Annotated in this window: 15 protein-coding genes; 9 read left to right on the top strand and 6 right to left on the bottom strand. The window is 72.4% G+C overall.

What is annotated here, in order from left to right; genetic code table 11:
- The first annotated feature begins 101 nt into the window (after positions 1-101).
- Positions 102-1,142, top strand: coding sequence for a LacI family DNA-binding transcriptional regulator (locus tag ACFYZ3_RS21030; protein WP_388519764.1), 1,041 nt, complete (start codon positions 102-104; stop codon positions 1,140-1,142).
- Positions 1,143-1,145: 3 nt separating this feature from the next.
- Here the strand turns inward: ACFYZ3_RS21030 and ACFYZ3_RS21025 are convergent, their stop codons facing one another.
- On the bottom strand, positions 1,146-2,624 hold the full coding sequence (locus tag ACFYZ3_RS21025) for a family 43 glycosylhydrolase (RefSeq protein WP_388519761.1): 1,479 nt from the start codon (positions 2,622-2,624) through the stop codon (positions 1,146-1,148).
- 216 nt (positions 2,625-2,840) lie between these two features.
- Here ACFYZ3_RS21025 and ACFYZ3_RS21020 point away from each other — a divergent pair, with 216 nt between their 5' ends.
- From ACFYZ3_RS21020 to ACFYZ3_RS21010, 3 genes are all read left to right on the top strand, one after another.
- Entirely contained in the window at positions 2,841-4,328 is a 1,488-nt protein-coding gene (locus tag ACFYZ3_RS21020) for an NCS1 family nucleobase:cation symporter-1 (RefSeq protein ID WP_388519758.1), read from the top strand.
- Between the two features lie 60 nt (positions 4,329-4,388).
- Entirely contained in the window at positions 4,389-5,114 is a 726-nt protein-coding gene (locus ACFYZ3_RS21015; protein ID WP_388519755.1) for an aspartate/glutamate racemase family protein, read from the top strand.
- Between the two features lie 160 nt (positions 5,115-5,274).
- Positions 5,275-5,925 carry a GntR family transcriptional regulator gene (locus ACFYZ3_RS21010; protein WP_361008922.1) on the top strand — a complete coding sequence of 217 codons (651 nt, stop codon included), beginning with the start codon at positions 5,275-5,277 and terminating at the stop codon, positions 5,923-5,925.
- On the opposite strand, the gene ACFYZ3_RS21005 is transcribed toward ACFYZ3_RS21010, so the two are convergent.
- The gene (locus ACFYZ3_RS21005) at positions 5,922-6,710 is read right to left on the bottom strand and encodes an AraC family transcriptional regulator (protein WP_388519752.1); all 789 of its coding nucleotides are present in this window, start codon (positions 6,708-6,710) and stop codon (positions 5,922-5,924) included. The genes ACFYZ3_RS21010 and ACFYZ3_RS21005 overlap by 4 nt on opposite strands.
- Positions 6,711-6,803: 93 nt before the next feature.
- On the opposite strand from ACFYZ3_RS21005, the gene ACFYZ3_RS21000 reads away from it, so the two are divergent.
- Both ACFYZ3_RS21000 and ACFYZ3_RS20995 read left to right on the top strand, forming a co-directional pair.
- Entirely contained in the window at positions 6,804-7,601 is a 798-nt protein-coding gene (locus tag ACFYZ3_RS21000) for a sulfite exporter TauE/SafE family protein (protein WP_388519749.1), read from the top strand.
- A gap of 128 nt (positions 7,602-7,729) precedes the next feature.
- Entirely contained in the window at positions 7,730-8,170 is a 441-nt protein-coding gene (locus tag ACFYZ3_RS20995; RefSeq protein ID WP_388519746.1) for a hypothetical protein, read from the top strand.
- 5 nt (positions 8,171-8,175) lie between these two features.
- Here ACFYZ3_RS20995 and ACFYZ3_RS20990 read toward each other — a convergent pair whose 3' ends face one another.
- From ACFYZ3_RS20990 to ACFYZ3_RS20975, 4 genes are read right to left on the bottom strand one after another with little or no spacing between them, the layout of a single operon-like run.
- Positions 8,176-10,119, bottom strand: coding sequence for a glycogen debranching N-terminal domain-containing protein (locus ACFYZ3_RS20990; RefSeq protein ID WP_388519743.1), 1,944 nt, complete (start codon positions 10,117-10,119; stop codon positions 8,176-8,178).
- Positions 10,116-11,480 (bottom strand): trehalase family glycosidase, encoded by a 1,365-nt coding sequence (locus tag ACFYZ3_RS20985; protein WP_388519740.1) that lies wholly within the window; start codon positions 11,478-11,480, stop codon positions 10,116-10,118. The genes ACFYZ3_RS20990 and ACFYZ3_RS20985 overlap by 4 nt, the downstream gene beginning before the upstream one ends.
- The gene (locus tag ACFYZ3_RS20980) at positions 11,477-12,277 is read right to left on the bottom strand and encodes a sugar phosphate isomerase/epimerase family protein (protein ID WP_388519737.1); all 801 of its coding nucleotides are present in this window, start codon (positions 12,275-12,277) and stop codon (positions 11,477-11,479) included. The genes ACFYZ3_RS20985 and ACFYZ3_RS20980 overlap by 4 nt, the downstream gene beginning before the upstream one ends.
- Before the next feature lie 26 nt (positions 12,278-12,303).
- A complete protein-coding gene (locus ACFYZ3_RS20975; protein ID WP_388520554.1) occupies positions 12,304-13,350 on the bottom strand; it encodes a zinc-binding alcohol dehydrogenase in 1,047 nt (348 codons plus the stop codon).
- Positions 13,351-13,547: 197 nt separating this feature from the next.
- On the opposite strand from ACFYZ3_RS20975, the gene ACFYZ3_RS20970 reads away from it, so the two are divergent.
- Genes ACFYZ3_RS20970 through ACFYZ3_RS20960 form a run of 3 tightly spaced genes read left to right on the top strand, consistent with a single transcriptional unit; the run spans position 13,548 to position 16,897 of the window.
- A complete protein-coding gene (locus ACFYZ3_RS20970; protein WP_388519735.1) occupies positions 13,548-14,951 on the top strand; it encodes an ABC transporter substrate-binding protein in 1,404 nt (467 codons plus the stop codon).
- Positions 14,952-14,984: 33 nt separating this feature from the next.
- Positions 14,985-16,016 (top strand): carbohydrate ABC transporter permease, encoded by a 1,032-nt coding sequence (locus ACFYZ3_RS20965; RefSeq protein ID WP_388519732.1) that lies wholly within the window; start codon positions 14,985-14,987, stop codon positions 16,014-16,016.
- Positions 16,013-16,897, top strand: coding sequence for a carbohydrate ABC transporter permease (locus ACFYZ3_RS20960; RefSeq protein WP_388519729.1), 885 nt, complete (start codon positions 16,013-16,015; stop codon positions 16,895-16,897). Before ACFYZ3_RS20965 ends, ACFYZ3_RS20960 begins: the two co-directional genes overlap by 4 nt.
- Positions 16,898-16,900: the final 3 nt, after the last annotated feature.

The following is a 16,900-nucleotide window of genomic DNA, read 5'->3' as shown; positions in this document are numbered from 1 at the left end:
TACATTGGCTGTAAAGAGCTGGGGGAAAGTGGGCCTGCACCGAAGCCCTCCCCGCACCGGGACATACACTCGGGCAGCGCGAAAGAGGCAGGGAGGTCTCGGTGGCACGGCCCAGGATCAAGGACGTCGCACGTCATGCGGGCGTTTCGGAGAAGACGGTGTCCAATGTCATCAACGACTACGCCCATGTCTCCGACCGGACCAGGCAGGTGGTGCGCGAGGCGATCGAACACCTCGGCTACCGGGTCAACCTGGCCGGCCGTCACCTGCGCAAGGGCAGAACCGGCATCATCGCGCTCGTCGTCCCGGAACTGGACATACCGTACTTCGCGGAGCTGGCCCGGCATGTCATCCGCGAGGCCGAGGAGCGGTCCCTGACGGTGCTGATCCACCAGTCCGGGGCGGACCGCGACCACGAGCTGGCGGCGCTGGCCGGGTTCGGCTCCACCTTCGTGGACGGGATCATCCTCAGCCCGCTGGCGCTGACCGCCGACGACCTGCGGGACCGTACGGGCCTCCCGCCCACGGTGCTGCTCGGGGAGCTGCTGGAGGAGGGCGCCGACCACGTGGCCATCGACAACGAGAGTGCCGCACGCGAGGCGACCCGCCACCTGATCGGGCTCGGGCGCCGCACCATCCTCGCCGTCGGGGGGCGCGACGACTCGGGCCTGGGGACGGCGCAGGCCCGCACCCGGGGCTACCGTGCCGCCCTGGCGGAGGCGGGCCTCGCCTACGATCCGGCCGCCCTGCTGCCGGTCGACTCCTTCCGGATGCCCGACGGCGCCCGGGCCGTGGCGCGGGCGCTCGCACGGGGCGCCCGGCCCGACGCGCTGCTCTGCCTCAACGACCAGTTGGCCCTGGGTGCGCTGCGCGCCCTGCACGAGCACGGGCTCTCGGTGCCCGGGGACGTCGCCGTGATCGGCTTCGACGACGTGGAGGGCGGTCGGTTCAGCGTCCCGACGCTGAGCACGGTGGCGCCGGACAAGGCGGCGGTGGCCAAGGTCGCCGTGCAACTGCTCCAGCACCGCATCGAGGAGGCGACGGCGCCGGACGGTGCCGGGTCGGGGGTACAGGCACAGGACCGCATCGTGGCCCACCGGCTCGTCCTGAGGGAGAGCACGCAGGGCCACGAGCGGCGCTGACGCTCAGTCCGTGTAGACCTCGGCCCGGTCGACGCTCACGAAGGACGCCCCGGACTGGGGGTCGTGCTCTCCCGTCACCCGGATCCGCAGGGTGTGGCCGCCGTTCGCGAGCCGTGGGCTGACGTACTGCACCGCCTCGCCCACGCGGATCGAGTGATGGAAGTCCACCCGCTGCTCGGGACCGCCGTCGATGCTGACGGCCGCGTAGCCGTTGCCGGTGTCCTTGACCGAGAGCAGGGCGATGCGGGTGCCCGTGAAGGAGAAGGTGGCCGTGGCACCGGCCCGGTCGCTCCAGTGGTCGTCGCTCCAGAAGCACTGCGTGGCGCAGCCGGTGCCGGAGTTCCAGGCTCCGGTGTAGGTGACGCTCCCGGTGCCGCTGGAGCGGCCGTCGTCGTTGATCCAGTGGTTGCCCGAGCCGGGATCGCCGGAGGGCAGGTCCTGGGTGGCGCCCATGGCCAGCGGACGGCCGAAGTCGGGGGTGCCGTCGGCCCGCCAGGTGAACCTCTGCGCCCGGGTGGTGCGGTTGGTGTAGGTGTTCACCGACGTGGTCTTGGCGTGGTAGACGATCCAGTCCTCGGTCCCGTCGGGCGACGTGAAGAAGGCGTGGTGGCCCGGCCCGAAGACGCCCCGGTCGTCGGCCCGGGAGAACACCGGGCCCTGGTGCTGGTGCCAGTTGCCCGGCACCAGCGGGTCGGCGTCCAGCGGCATCGACATCATCCAGACCTGGTAGTCCGGCTTGCCCGTGTCGCAGGTGGAGTACGTCATCCAGACCCGGCCGCCCCGGTAGAGGAACTCGGGTCCCTCCCGCACCTCGGGGCAGCCGCCCGCCGCGTTGATCGCGACCGCGTTCCCGGAGACGGTGTACGGGTTGGCCATCGGGGCGAGGTTGATCCCGTTGTGCTGGTACTGGTTGATGCCGCTGTAGGCGAGGTAGAGCCGGCCGCCGAGCCGGAGGATGCCCGCGTCGATGGCGAAGTCGTTCGCGTGGTTGGGCGGGGCGAGCTTGCCCTTGAAGTGGTAGGGGCCGGCGGGGTCGTCGCGGTCCGACTCCAGGACGTACAGCCGGTGGTGGTCGTCCACGCCGTCGTCGGCCGTGTAGTAGAGGTACCAGCGGTCGCCGAACCGGTAGAACTCCGGGGCCCAGATGTTGCGGTTGCGGGACGGGTCGGTGTCGGTCCACACCGTGACCGGGTCCGCGGCCGGCAGGGTGCCCAGGGAGGGGGAGCGCCACATCCTGATGCTGTTGCCCTGGGTGGTGGTGAGGTAGTAGTCGCCCTTCCAGTGCGTCATGAAGGGGTCGGGCCCGCTGTTGAGCGGGTTGCGGAAGGTGCCGGCCGCCAAGGCGTGGGCGCGGGGTTGGGCTGCTGCCGCCGCCGCGGGGGGTCCGGTGAGTCCGGGCAGCAGGCCCACGACCAGCCCGAGAAGGGCGGCGAGGAGCGGGCCGAGGCGGGCGCGGGGACGGTGTGAGGGGCTGGGAAGCACGTGGGGGTCCTCTCCCGAGGCCTTTACATCGATGTAATGACGGGGCGTCAGGGTAGAGACGGCTCACAGGACTGTCAACAGGACCAAAAATGGTATTCCATTTGCCGCAGACCTCTTGACGGTGCGGTTTGGCGAAAACTACGTTCTGTGCACCGGAAAGCCACTTCCGCTTTGTGGAACCCTCCAACTCCCCGCACCTGATCCCAGGAGTCCCGTATGACTGCCCTGGAAGACCGCCGCTCGTCCGCCGGGACCGGCGACACCGCCACCAGTTCAGGCCTCTACACCTACGACCTCGCCCCGACGAAGCGGGAGGGCCGCCGCTGGGGCGCCTACAACGTCTTCACCCTCTGGGCCAACGACGTGCACAGCCTGGGCAACTACGCCTTCGCCATCGGCCTGTTCGCCCTGGGGCTGAACGTGTGGGGCATCCTCGCCGCCTTCGCACTCGCCTCGGTCCTGCTCTTCCTCCTGCTCACGCTCTCCGGGTTCATGGGTCACAAGACGGGCGTCCCGTTCCCCGTCATGAGCCGCATCGCCTTCGGTATCCGGGGAGCGAAGATTCCGGCCGTCGTGCGCGGAGCCGTGGCCATCGCCTGGTTTGGTATCCAGACCTATCTCGCGTCCGTCGTGCTGAGCGCCCTCCTGGTGGCCATGTTCCCCTCCCTGGCCTCCCTGGACACGAACTCCCTGCTCGGCCAGTCGACGCTCGGCTGGATCACCTTCCTCGTGCTGTGGGCCCTCCAGGTGCTCATCGTCAGCTACGGGATGCAGATGATCCGCCGCTACATGGCCTTCGCCGCGCCGACCACCCTGCTGACGATGTGCGCCCTCGCGGTGTGGATGTTCGTCCGGGCCGACGGATCGGTCTCCGTGTCCATCGACGATCCGCTCACCGGCGGCGCGATGTGGCTCCAGGTGCTCCAGGCCGCCGCCCTCTGGGTGGTGATCTACGGGACCTTCGTACTGAACTTCTGCGACTTCACCCGGTCCGCGCGCAGCCGCGGATCCATCGTCCGGGGCAACGTGATCGGCATCCCGGTGAACATGCTCTTCTTCGCGGTCATCGTGGCGGTGCTCAGCGGAGCCCAGTTCACCCTCGACGGGCACGTGATCACCAGTCCGACGGACATCGTCAGGACCATCCCCAACATGTTCCTGCTGGCCGTCGCCTCGCTGTGTCTGATCGCCCTCACGGTGGCGGTGAACCTGCTGGCCAACTTCGTCGCGCCGATCTACGCCCTGGTCAACCTCTTCCCGCACCGGCTGGACTTCCGCCGCGCGGGTCTGGTCAGCGCGGTCCTGGGCCTGGTGATCACGCCCTGGAACCTCTACAACAGCCCGGTCGTCGTGAACTACTTCCTCGGCGGGCTCGGCGCGCTGCTCGGCCCCCTGTTCGGGGTGATCATGGCGGACTACTGGCTGCTGCGGAAGTCCCGCGTGAACGTGCCGGCCCTCTACACCGAGGACGCGGGCGCCGAGTACCACTACCGGCGCGGCTACAACCCGCGGGCGGTCGCCGCCTTCGTCCCCGCCGCCGCGATCGCCGTCATCGCCGCGCTCGTCCCCTTCTTCCACGCAGCGGCCGGGTTCTCCTGGTTCGTGGGCGCCGTCATCGCCGCGGTGCTGTACGCGCTCGTCGCCGACCGTGCCACGCCGATCCGCGACGTGGACGGCGAGGCCATCGCCGTCGCCGCCGAATAGTCCCGCGCGCCCGTCGCCGTCGCCCCCTTCCCCGTCCGAGCAGAAGGCCCAGGCCCACCCATGCGCATCCTCGTGGTCAACGTCAACACCACGCAGTCCATCACCGACGCGATCGGCAAGCAGGCGGCCGGCGCGGCGTCCCCCGGCACCGAGATCGTGCCGCTGACACCGGCCTTCGGCGCGGAGTCCGTGGAGGGCAACTACGAGAGCTACCTCGCCGCCGTCGCCGTGATGGAGGCCGTGCGCGCCCACCCGGAGCCCTTCGACGCGGTGATCCAGGCCGGGTACGGCGAACACGGCCGGGAGGGGCTCCAGGAACTGCTCGACGTACCCGTCGTCGACATCACCGAGGCGGCCGCCAGCACCGCCCAGTACCTGGGCCGCCGCTACTCCGTCGTCACCACCCTCGACCGCACGGTCCCCCTGATCGAGGAGCGGCTGGAGGTGGCCGGACTGAGCGCCAGATGCGCCTCGGTGCGGGCCAGCGGGCTCGCCGTACTGGAACTGGAGCGGGACGAGCAGGCCGCCGTGGACGCCATCACCGAGCAGGCCGCCCGCGCGGTGGAGGAGGACCGGGCCGAGGTGATCTGCCTGGGCTGCGGAGGCATGGCGGGCCTCGCCGAACGCGTGGTGGAACGCACCGGTGTCCCCGTGGTCGACGGGGTCGCCGCCGCCGTGACGGTCGCCGAGTCGCTGGTCCGGCTCGGTCTGTCCACGTCCAAGGTGCGCACCTACGCCCGCCCGCGTCCCAAGCGGATCGTCAACTGGCCCCCGCGGGCGGGCTGACGCCTCCTCGCTCCGTCCGGCCCGGGCGCCCGCGGGCCCGGGGGCATTCCGGCCCGGGCGCCCGCGGGCCCCGGGGTATTCTGACGGGCCGCCCGACCGCCGCTCCGCACGGCGCGGTCGGCGGGCCGGGACGGGACGGGATGACAGACGAAGGACGGCGATGGCTGCGTCAGTGGGCTTCACGCCCGAGTCCGAGCGGGTCACGCGGCGGTTGCGCGACGAGATCATCGACGGTGTGCGGGCCCCGGGCAGCCGCCTCGTCGAGCGGGAGCTGGCCGAGTCGCTCGGGGTGAGCCGGCTGCCCGTCCGCGAGGCCCTCAGGACGCTGGTGTCGGAGGGGCTGGTGACCCCGAGGCCGCGGAGCTGGGCGGTGGTGCGGGAGTTCACCACGAGCGACATCGCCGACCTGGACGAGGTCCGCTCGGGACTGGAGACCCTGGGTTTCCGGCTCGCCGCCCAACGGCACACCCGGGAGGGGCTGGAGCGGCTGCGCGCGACGGTGGACGCCGAACTCGACGCGGCCCGTGCGGACGACGCGGTGCGGGCCCGCCGGGCGGCCGCCGACTTCCACGAGACCGTCGTCTCCCTGGCCGCCAACGAACTGCTCAACGAGCTCGAACGGGTGCTGCGCAGCCGGCTGCGCTGGCTCCTGGGCCAGCACGACGACCTGCTGGCCGTCGCCCTCGAGCACGACGCCCTCTACCGGGCCATCGCGGCCCGGGACGTGGAGCGTGTCCAGGAGCTGGTCCTGCACCATCTGGCGACGAGCCGCAGCGCCGCCCTGGGGCACCACGCGCAGGAGAGGTCCTAGCGTCCTCGGCCGGGCCGCCCCTGGTGGCCCCCCGCGAAACGGGACGGCGAAATGCCGAAGGTACGGGTGAAGGCGGCGGTGAACGCGGCGGGAGAGGCGTAGCCGAGCCGGCCGGCGACCTCGCTGACCGACCCGGTCCGCAGCAGCGGCACGGCCGCGAGCAGGCGCGCACGGCCCCGCCAGACGGCGGGGCTGTCGCCCGTCTGCGCGCGAAAGCGCCGGGTGAAGGCCCGTTCGCTCATGTTCGTCCGCGCCGCCCATGCGGCATTGGAGACCCCGGCGTCCGGGGCGGCCAGGTACGCCCGGCACAGCGTCGCCAGGTCGGCGGCCGCCGGGATGCGGACGTGGAACGGGAGCGGGGCGCGTGCCGCGATCTCGTGCAGAAGGAGGTCGGCGACGCTGCCCGCACGCCCCGACAGGCTGTAGTCCGCCTCGAACTCGACGGCCGCCAGGAGCAGTTCGCGAAGGAGCGGCGGAACGTCCACGACCGTGCAGGTACCCGGCCACCACGGTACGGCCTCCGGCTCGATGTACAGGCTGCGGGTGCTCACGCCCAGCATCCGCACCCGGTGCCGGGTGGCGGCCGGGATCAGGACCGCGCGCTCGGGCGGTACGGTCCAGGTGCCGTCGCCGGTGTCGACGACCATGACCCCGGTGGCGCCGTACAGGAACTGCGCGCGCCGGTGCTCGTGCCAGTCCAGGACGTGTCCGGGCGGGTAGTCGGTGCCGATCGGCAGCACGGCCCGGTCCACGTGGTCGACGTCGGCGAGGGGGACGTTCTTCACCGGGCCACTCTACGGCGGGTGTGGCCGGGTCGCGAAGAAATGGGGCCGGGCATCGAATGCGGGCAGCCCCGCCCGGCTGGTGGAGTGGCCTGCGTGGACTTTGTGGCTCTGCTCGGAATCGGGCTCCTCACCGGTGTGACCACCGTTCTGTTCGGCTTCGGCGGCGGATTCGTCGCCGTGCCCGTCGTGGTGTGGGCGGACTCCGCCCTGGGCGCGGACGCGATGCGGGTGGCGACGGCCACCTCGGCCCTGGTCATGGTGGTGAACGCGGCCTTCGCCACCGCGGTCACGCCGCGCCGGGTGCTGGCCGCCCTCCGCGGCGGCGCCCCGCTGCTCGTCCTGCTGGGCGTCGGTGCCTCGGCCGGGGCGCTCGCCGCGCGCCATGCCCCGGCCGGGCTGATCCGCTGGGCGTTCGTCGCGTACGTCGCCCTCACCGTCGTGGACCTGCTGCTGCGCCCCGGCTTCCTGCGCCCGCGCGCCCCGGCCGCGGTGGCCCCGGGCGCGCCGCGTCCGCTGCCGGCCGTCGTCGGTGCGCCCGTCGGCGCGGTGGCCGCCTTCCTCGGTGTGGGCGGCAGCGTCATGACCGTCCCCGCGATGCGGCGGGCGGGGCACACGATGCACGTGGCGACCGCGCTGGCCAACCCGCTGACCCTGGCGATCGCGCTCCCGGCCGCCGCCGTCTTCCTGGGCGGCTCCGAGGACCCCGCCGGTGCCCACGCGCACGTGACCCTGGTGGGGCTCGTCGACCTCCGCGCGGCCGGAGCACTGCTCCTGGGCGCCCTGCCGGTGATCGCGGTGCTGCGCCGGCGCCCGCCGCACATCCCCGACCGCCTCTACGCCTGGACGTACGTCGCGCTGCTCGGGGCGGTGGCCCTCGCGATGGTGGTGTGAGACGCCGTCAGCCGAGCACGGCCTCCCGGGTGTCCACCGCCGGAGGCGACAGAATGACGTACGACGGCGAACCGGGGGCATACGAATGTCCGAAGGCCTTCTCCCCCGCCGACCCACGGGAGTTCCCTGTGACGCCGAGCCTGCGCACCGCCCGCGCGTGCCGTGCCGCCGCCGCGCTCCTTGTCGCCGCCGCCGCGTACGCGGCCACCCGCCACTCCTGGCTCGCCCTGCCCGGCCTGTACGTCGCCGCGGTCTTTGCCTGGTGCGCCGCCCGGGAGGGCGCGGAGCACCGGCGCCGGGCCCTCCTGGCCGAGCGGGCCGAACTGCTGGCCCGGCCCCGGCTGCGGGATCCGTTCGCGCACGGGCTCGAGCCGTGCTGCGCGTTCTGGCGGCACTCCGACGGCGTCGTGCACGGCTCGGAGTGCACCCGTCCCGCCGCCGCCCGCGTCTCCCTCCCCGACGACTGCTGCGAGCGGTGGTGGACCTCGCTCGGCGCGCGGCACGACGCGGGCTGCCGTCGTCACACCGGTGCCCCGGACCAGGGCCGCGCCCGGCCGGCCCCGCAGTAGCGGGGTCAGGGGCCGAGGGGCCCCCTCCCCAGCGCCGTCCGCAGGGCCAGTGGGGTGGCGGCGGCCCAGGCCTGCGGCGAGCAGGAATGCGGGTAGGGAACGGGCGCGGCGGTTGCCGAGCGGTCGTATCCCGCGAGGACCTCGGGCAGCCGGTGGCCGTGGTGGACCGCCGCCGCGACGAGTCCCTCCGCGACGGTGCGCACCTCCGCCGCCAGGCCCTGCCGGGCCAGGCCCAGGACGACGACCGCGTTGTCGTGCGGCCAGGCGCTGCCCCGGTGGTACGACAGCGGGTGGTACGGCCGCTGGCCGGCGGCGAGGGTCCGGATCGCCCAGCCGGAGAAGAAGTCCGGCTCCAGCAGTCGCCGGCCCACCCGGCGGGAGCGTTCCGGGTCGAGGATCCCGGACCACAGCAGGTGCCCGGCGTCCGAGGCCAGCGCGTCGACCTGGCGGCCGTCGCCGTCCAGCGCCAGGGCGGGGAAGTCCGCGTCCGGCATCCAGAAGTCCGCCGTGAAGCGGTCCCGCAGCCGGGCGGCGCTGACGCGGAGCCGGCGGGCGTAGGCCTCGTCCCGCCAGATGCCGTCGGCGAGTTCGGCGGTGCGCAGGAGCGCGTCGTAGGCGTAGCCCTGCGCCTCGCAGACGGCGACGGGCCCCTCGGCCTGGGTTCCGTCGCGGAAGCAGACGGCGCCCGCGGAGTCCTTCCAGTTCTGGTTGACCAGTCCGCCCGGGTCGGGGTCGTACACGAGGTATCCGTGCTTCTCCAGGCCGCCGTCGGTGAGCATCCAGTCCACGGCCCGGCGGGCGTGCCGTTCCAGGCGCTTGGCCAGGCTCGGGTCGCCGGTCGTCTCGTGGTGGGCGTGGAGCAGGACGAGGAAGAGCGGGGTGGCGTCGACGGCGCCGTAGTACCGGCCGTACGGGACCTGCCGGAAGTGGGCGAGTTCGCCGTGCCGGGTCTCGTGGACGATGCGTCCGGGCTGTTCGCCGCTGAACGGGTCGTGCCGTCGGCCCTGGGTGGCGGCGAGCGCGCTGAGGACGGCGGCGGCCGTCGCGGGCCGGTACGGCAGCAGGAAGTAGGCGGTCAGCAGTGAGTCGCGGCCGAACAGGGTGAGGAACCACGGGATGCCGGCGGCCGGGACGCGCACGTCCTCGCCGTCGACGCCGGGTACCGGGATGGTCAGCAGGTCGATGTCGGCGAGACCGCGTTCGCAGGTGCGCGTGAGGTCGTCCGTCGCGCTGTCTGCCCCGTCAGGGCGTCGTACGACGGTGGGGGCGGGAGCGGGGACGGGGACGGGCGGCAGGGTGCGTCCGTGCGGGTGTGCGCGGACGGTCAGCCGCAGGTCGGCCCGTCCGTGCGGGCCGAGGGGCAGGTGCCAGGTGAGGGTCCGGGCGGTGTCGCTCTGCCGGGCCGGTGCGGGGGCCACCGCGTCCGGGGCGGGATCACTGGTGATGTCCGTCCGGGCGTGCCAGTCGGCTCGTCGGTAGCCGAAGAGCACTCCGTCGGCGGTGTCGTGGCTCTCGTACTCCGCGCCGGGCTTGGCGTAGTGGCGGTCGTCGGCGCGGAGTTCGAAGAGGTCGGCGAAGTCCGCGTCGACGGTGAGGTCGAGGCGGGCCGTCACGGCGTCGGGGCGGTTGCTGACCAGGCTCAGGTGTTCGGTGAACGTGCCGGCGGTGACGCTCTGCCGTCGGAAGACGGTGTACGCGGGCGGGTTGTCCCGGGTGCCCTCGGGGGTCAGCACACCGGCGGCCGTGTCGTCGGTGTCCGCCGTGGCGGGCACGAGGGCGAGGGGAGCGGTGCCGTCCACGGCGAGGCGCCAGCGGCTGAGGTGCCGGGCGTCCTGGACGAACAGCCCGTCGGGCGCCGCTCCGCGGTCGCCGCTGATCTCCCCGTCCCCGTGGAGGCGGACGAAGGTGGCGTCGCGCACCAGTTGGACGCGGGGGTCGGCCGCGGTCATGGTCCGGCCTCCTTCGGGTCGGTGCTCAGCAGGTCGAGGGCGAGGGCTGCGGTCCAGGAGAAGTGCCGGGTGCCGCAGGCCGTGCCGGTGGCGGGGTCGACGTACTCGGCGAACCCGGAGCGTCCCGCCTCCCCGAGGAAGCCGGTGCGCAGGCGCTCGGCGTCCCGCTGGAAGCCGTGGGTGCGCAGGCCCCGTTCGATCAGCCAGGCGGTGTTGAACCAGGCCGGTCCGCGCCAGTACCGGGTGGGGTCGAAGGCGTGGCCGGTCAGGTCGTAGCTCGGGACCAGGCGCGTGGCCGGGGCGCTGAAGCCCGGTCCGGTGAGCGTGGTGTGCAGGCGCCGGACGATGTCCTCGGGCAACTGCGGGACCAGGAGCGGGATCAGACCGCTGACGGTCCGCTCGTCGACCGGTGCGCCGGTGTGCAGGTCGCGCACCCGGAACAGCCCGGCCTCCTCGTCCCACAGCCGGTCCACCAGCGCCCGGGTCAGCCCGGCGGCCCGCTCGGTGTGCCGCCGCCCGGGCAGGCCCAGTTCCCGTGCCATGGCGGCCAGGGCCAGCTCGCTCACGATCAGCAGCGCGTTGAACGCCGGGTCCTCGACCGCGAACCGGTGCCGTACGACGCGGTCGTCGTAGCCCGCTTCCCGGTACTCGGTGGCCAGCCGGACGTAGCGGCCGTAGTCGAGGTCGGTGGGCCGGTCGGCGGGGTGGCCGTGGTCGAGGTCGGCGCGCCGGAAGGTGTCGGGCGGGCTGGGTTCGACCCGCTTCAGGGCCCGGTCCCAGCTGGGGCTGTTGTCCATGCCGGGTTCCCACGGGTGGACGACGGCCGCGAGGCCGCCCCCGCCCAGGTCGCGGCGGCCGAGCAGGTAGTCGTGCCAGGCGGCGAGCCTCGGCCGGACGCGGGCGAGGAAGCCTCGGCGCCGGGACTCGGCCGGGTCGGCCCGGTGGACGAGCCAGGCGGCCAGGGCGTGCACGGGCGGCTGGACGATGCCGGAGGTCTCGACGGACGAGGGGGCGCCGGCCGTCCGGCCCGCGGTGGAGGACCGCCAGAAGTCGGGGCTCGGGAAGTAGGCGTCGTGCGGCAGGGCGGGGTTGAAGACGATGTGGGGCACGCGTCCGTCGGCCCACTGGGCGGCCAGCAGGGACTCCAGTTCCCGCTGGGCGCGGCGCACCGAGAGGTGGCGCAGTCCGACGGCGACGAAGGCGGAGTCCCAGCTCCACTGGTGCGGGTAGAGGGTGCGGGAGGGGACGGTGGAGGCGCCGGTCCAGTTGTCGATGAGGACCCGCGCCGCACCGCGCCGCAGGGTCAGGTCCGCGGGCGCGGTGGGCGCGGGCCGGTCCAGGAGGTCCAGGGGGGAGTTCACGCGCCCGACCTCTTGAGGAAGGCGGGGACGGACCGCACGGCCTGGACGGGATCGCCGGTCAGCCGGCATTCGAGGGCGAGGTGGCCGTCGTAGCCGACGGTGTGCAGGGCGCCGAGCCAGGCGGGCCAGTCGAGGTGTCCGGCGCCGGGCTGGAAGCGGTTGGAGTCGGAGACCTGGGCGTGGCCGATGACGTCGGCGTGGGCGACGATCGCGGCCGCCGGGTCGGTCTCCTCGATGTTCATGTGGTAGCTGTCGATGCCGATCCGGACCGAGTCGAGGCCGACGGCGCGGATCAGGTCGGCGGCCTGGTCGAGCCGGTTGACCATGTGGTCCTCGTAGCGGTTGAGCGGCTCCAGGAAGAGCGTGACGCCCTCCTTGCCGGCGTGTTCGCCGAGTTCGGTGAGCCCGGCGAGGAGCACCTCGCGGTCCTCCTCCTCGGTGCGCGGCGGTTCGAAGGGCGGCAGGCGCCGGGAGAACATGCCGTACGAGGCGGGGGTCTGGGCGCCCACGCCGCCGATCTCGGCGATCACGGTGAGCTGGGACTTCATCTGGGCGACGGCGTCGCGGCGCAGCTCCTCGTCGAAGGCGCCGAGGAAGTGCAGCATGTCGACGCAGACGGTCGGCATGACGACGCCGTCCTTGTGGGCCTGCCGCAGTTCCTCGCGCCGGGAGGCGAAGTGGAAGTCGCCCTTGCCGCGCAGTTCGATCGCGTCGTAGCCGGCCTGCTGGGCGAAGTCCCACTTGGCCTGGAGGGTGCCTTGGGGCAGGAGTTGTTCCTGGACGGCGGTCTTGAGCATGGGGGTGCCTCTGCCTTTCGGGGCTCTCAGAATTCCAGGACGACCTGCAGCGCCTCGGCGGGCCGCTCGTCCAGCAGTACGTAGGCGTCGGCGGCGTCCGCGACCGGGACGACGTGGCTCACCAGGGAGTCGACGTCGACCTGGCCCTCGGCGACCAGGCGCAGGAAGGTCTGCTGGAGGCGTTCGACACTCCAGCGGTTGGACAGCTGGGGCGGGACGCCGCCGATCTGGGAGCAGATCAGCTGGACCCGGTTGTGGTGGAACTCGTCGCCGAGGCGCAGGCCGATGCCGTCGCCCTGGTAGAAGCCGGAGGCCACCACCCGGCCCCCGGCCGCGACCGCGCGCAGTGCCTCGTGCAGGGCCGGGTAGGCGCCGCTGATCTCGATGGCGAGGTCGGCGCCGAGGCCGCCGGTGGCCTCGCGGACGCGTTCGGCGACGGCGTCGGTGCGGGCGTTGAGGGTGTGCTGGGCGCCGTAGTGCTTCGCGGTCTCCAGACGGCCGTCGAGGGCGTCGACGGCGGTGACGCGGGCGCCGCTGAGCCGGGCGAGCCGGGTGGTGAGCAGGCCGATGACGCCCTGCCCGAACACGGCGACGTCCTCGCCGAGGTGGATGTCACCGGCCAGGACGGCGTTGTACGCGATGGCGCCGACCCGGGCGAAGGCACCGGCCAGCGGTTCGAGGCCGGCCGGCAGGGTGTGGCCGACCATGCGCTCGGCGGGGACGATGCCCTCGCTGCGGTGGCCCCAGATGCCCCACACCAGGTCGCCGGGGACCGGCAGGCCCGGGGTGCCGGCCAGCTCCGGGGAGACCTCGACGACCTCGCCGACCTCGGAGTAGCCCCAGCCTGCCACCGGGTACTCGATGCCGGGCGCACCGTCGCGGAAGAGGCGCGCCTCGGGGTCCCAGGTCCGGGTCAGGTACGGGTTGGTGCCGCGGTAGGCGGTCAGCTCGGTGCCGGCCGAGATGCCCGAGTAGCGGGTGCGGACCCGCAGGTGGCCGGGGGGCAGGTCGGCCCGGGAGTGCTCGGCCACCTCCACCTGGCGGGGCCCGGTGAACTGGACGACGCGCTCCACGGACGACGCGGACGACTCGGACGGCACGGATGACACCGACGGTACGGGCGGCACGGGCGGCACGGATGACACGGACGGCTCCGGAAGGGTTGCTGATGCGGTTGCGTCGACAATATCCGCAACTTATGTCTTGTCAACAAGCAAAAGTGATGCTGTGATGCGTGGCGAGCAGACGTAAGCCGGAACGAGGACACTCAATGCGCATCAGGACCCTGCGGTCGAGGACGATCGCGGTCGGCGTCACGGCAGCCTTGGGAATCGGGTTGCTCTCGGGCTGCGCCAGCAGCACCGGGCCCGGCAGGCCGGACCGTGAGATCACGGTCTGGTCGCAGGAGAACCTGCCCGACCGCGTCGCCGCGACGCAGAAGGTCATCGACGGGTTCGAGAAGAAGAGCGGCGTCAAGGTGAAGCTCGTCGGGGTCGACGAGAAGCAGATGCCGCAGCTCATCATGTCGGCGGCGGCCTCGGGCACCCTGCCCGACGTCATCGGCGCCGCCCCCATGGGCCAGGTCTGGCAGATGTACAGCAACGGCCTGCTGAACACCGACATCCCGAAGCGGATCGTCGACGGGCTGGGGCGCGACACCTTCAACGCCAACGCGCTGGAGCTGACCTCCGACGGCGCCACCAGCCTGGGCGTACCCTCCGACGCCTGGCTCCAGCTGCTGGTCTACCGCAAGGACCAGTTCGGCCAGAAGGGCCTGCCCGCTCCGGACACGTACGCGAAGGCGCTGGCCGCCGCCAAGGCGCTCACCACCGAGGGCCACGACGGCATCTCGGCGGCCACCGACCCCAGCGACGCCTTCACCTCCCAGAGCTTCGAGAGCCTCGCCCTGGCCAACGACTGCCAACTGGTCGACGGCCGGCACGAGGTCGCCCTCGAGTCGCCGCGCTGCCAGGAGGCCTTCCGCACCTACGACCAGCTGGCCCGCGCCTACGGCGCCCCGGGCACCCAGACCGTGGACTCCACCCGCGCCACCTACTTCGCGGGCCGGTCCTCCATGGTCATCTGGTCCTCGTTCCTGCTCGACGAACTCGCCGGGCTGCGCAAGGACGCCCTGCCCAGCTGCCCCCAGTGCGCGAAGGACCCTCGGTACCTGTCGGACAACAGCGGCATCGTCACCGCCATGAAGGGCCCCGACGCCAAGGAGGCGGCCCAGTTCGGCGAGATCACCTCGTGGGTGACGACCAGGACGGCCGAGACGGCGGCGTCCCGCGAGTTCATCGAGTACATGATGGGCACCGGCTACGAGTCCTGGTTCGGCATGGCACCCGAGGGCAAGATCCCGGTGCGCAAGGGCACGGCCGCCGCGCCCGAGCGCTACCTGGACGCCTGGCGGCACAGTGACATCGGCGTGGACACCCGCAAGCCCCTGGACGAGGTCTTCCCCACGTCCCTGCTGGACCAGCTCGCCGACGGGGTCAGCAACATGCGCCGCTGGGGCATCACCCAGGGCGAGGGGGCGCTCGTCGGCGCCACCAACGGCGAACTGCCCGTTCCGAAGGCCATCGGCGCCATGACCAGTGGTCAGAGCTCACCGTCCGAGGCGGCGCGCGACGCCGACGAAGAGGTCGCCGCACTCAAGAAGTCCCTTCAGTAGCCGCCCGCCGCCTGCACATCACGAAGGTCTCTCATGCCCACAGCCCCAGCCGGCGCGCCGCAGCGCCGGGACACCAGCCGCCGGTCCACGGACCCGTCCGGGGGCCGGTCCCCCTCCCCGGGCCGGCGCCCGCTCACCGCGAGCCGGCGCGCCAACCGCGCGGGACTCGCGTTCGTCTCCCCCACCTTCCTCGTCGTCCTCGTGGTGGTCGTGCTGCCCATCGCCTGGACCGTACTGCTGGCCTTCCAGAAGGCCAGGCTCGTCGACATCCAGGGCATGGGCCTGTTCGGCAACTGGTCCCTGGACAACTTCGCGCAGGTCTTCGACTCGGCCGGCTTCTGGTCCAGCCTCGGCACCACCCTGCTGTACACGGCGGGCGCCACGCTCGGCTCCGTCGTCCTCGGCCTGGTCGCCGCGCTCGCCCTGCGCAAGCCGTTCAAGGGGCGCGGGCTGCTGCGCGCGGCCATGCTGCTGCCGTACGTGGCACCGGTCGTCGCCGTGGCCTTCGTCTGGGAGGTCGCACTCAGCCCGCAGTACGGCGTGGTCAACGACTGGGGCCGGCGGCTGTTCGGCTGGGACGACCCGATCGCCTTCCTGTCGACCCGCCAGTACGAGGTCGACCTGCTGGGCCTGCACTTCGACATCCCGCTGGCGCTGCTGACCGTCATCGTCTTCGAGTGCTGGCGGTACTTCCCCTTCGCCTTCCTGTTCATCCTGGCGCGGTTGCAGGCGGTGCCCGACACCCTGGAGGAGGCCGCGCTGGTCGACGGCGCCACGCCGACCCAGCGCTTTAGGCACGTGCTGCTGCCCCAGCTGATGCCGGTGATCGCGCTGCTGTGCGTGCTGCGCTTCATCATGACGTTCAACAAGTTCGACGACGTCTACCTGCTCACCGGCGGCGGCGCCGGCACCGACGTGGCCGCCGTGCGCGTCTACGACTTCCTCACCGCCCGCTACGACGTGGGAGCGGCGGCCGCGCAGGCACTCGTCCTGGCCCTCTCGCTGATGATCCTGCTGGGCCTCTACTTCAAGTTCTTCGGCAACAAGGTCCAGGAGGAAGCGTGAGTGGCAAGACGGCCCTGACCCGGGCCCGGTTCGAGGAGAGGTTCTTCGGCGTCGCGCGCTGGATCGTCATCGCGTTCCTCGCCGTGATCACCCTCCTGCCGTTCTACTACATGGTGCTGCTGTCGCTGAAGCCCATCGACGCGCTCCTGCTCGACCCGGGCTCGCTGTGGATCTCGGCCAAGGACTTCACCCTCTCCACCTACCAGGACGTGCTGCGCTCCACCGACGACGGCGGCCAGGGCTTCCTGAAGTTCCTGCGCAACTCCGCCCTGGTCTCGCTCGGCACGGTGGCGCTGACCCTCGTGGCCGCCGTGCCCGGCGCCTACGCGGTGAGCCGGCTGAAGTTCTTCGGCCACCGCCAGGTCAGCGCCCTCTTCCTGGCCGTCTACATGTTCCCGGCGACGCTGCTGGCCGTGCCGCTCTTCGTCATCTTCGCGAAGATCGGTCTCTCCTCCAGCCTGGTCGGTCTCGCCGTCGTGTACGTCGCGCAGACCGTGCCGGTGTCGATCTACATGCTGAAGAACTACCTCGTCACCATCCCCGCCTCCATCGAGGAGGCGGCCGCGCTCGACGGCTGCTCCCGCCTGCAGACCGTCCGCAAGGTGATCCTGCCGCTGGCCCTGCCCTCCCTGATGGCGACGGGCCTGTACGTCTTCATGATCGCCTGGAACGAGTTCCTCTTCGCGCTGCTGTTCCTGGCCGCCGACCCCGGCCAGTGGACCGTGTCGCTGGGCCTGGCCCAGCTCTCCAACGGCATCGAGGTGCCCAAGACCGTCCTCATGGCCGGTTCCGTGGTGCTCACGATCCCCGTGGTACTTCTGTTCTTCGCCGCCGAACGCCTGCTCACCGAGGGGCTGACCAGCGGCGCCGACAAGAGTTGAGCC

Origin of the sequence: Streptomyces sp. NPDC001599, from assembly GCF_042893535.1 — a bacterium.
Taxonomy (GTDB): domain Bacteria; phylum Actinomycetota; class Actinomycetes; order Streptomycetales; family Streptomycetaceae; genus Streptomyces.
This window is presented reverse-complemented; position numbering and strand designations above follow the sequence as displayed.

Bases quoted from the DNA above. Each gene is read 5' to 3' on its own strand.
- ACFYZ3_RS21020 (WP_388519758.1), top strand. From the start codon at position 2,841: ATGACTGCCCTGGAAGACCGCCGCTCGTCCGCCGGGACCGGCGACACC.
- ACFYZ3_RS21015 (WP_388519755.1), top strand. From the start codon at position 4,389: ATGCGCATCCTCGTGGTCAACGTCAACACCACGCAGTCCATCACCGAC.
- ACFYZ3_RS21010 (WP_361008922.1), top strand. From the start codon at position 5,275: ATGGCTGCGTCAGTGGGCTTCACGCCCGAGTCCGAGCGGGTCACGCGG.
- ACFYZ3_RS20990 (WP_388519743.1), bottom strand. From the start codon at position 10,119: ATGACCGCGGCCGACCCCCGCGTCCAACTGGTGCGCGACGCCACCTTC.
- ACFYZ3_RS20980 (WP_388519737.1), bottom strand. From the start codon at position 12,277: ATGCTCAAGACCGCCGTCCAGGAACAACTCCTGCCCCAAGGCACCCTC.
- ACFYZ3_RS20970 (WP_388519735.1), top strand. From the start codon at position 13,548: ATGCGCATCAGGACCCTGCGGTCGAGGACGATCGCGGTCGGCGTCACG.
- ACFYZ3_RS20965 (WP_388519732.1), top strand. From the start codon at position 14,985: ATGCCCACAGCCCCAGCCGGCGCGCCGCAGCGCCGGGACACCAGCCGC.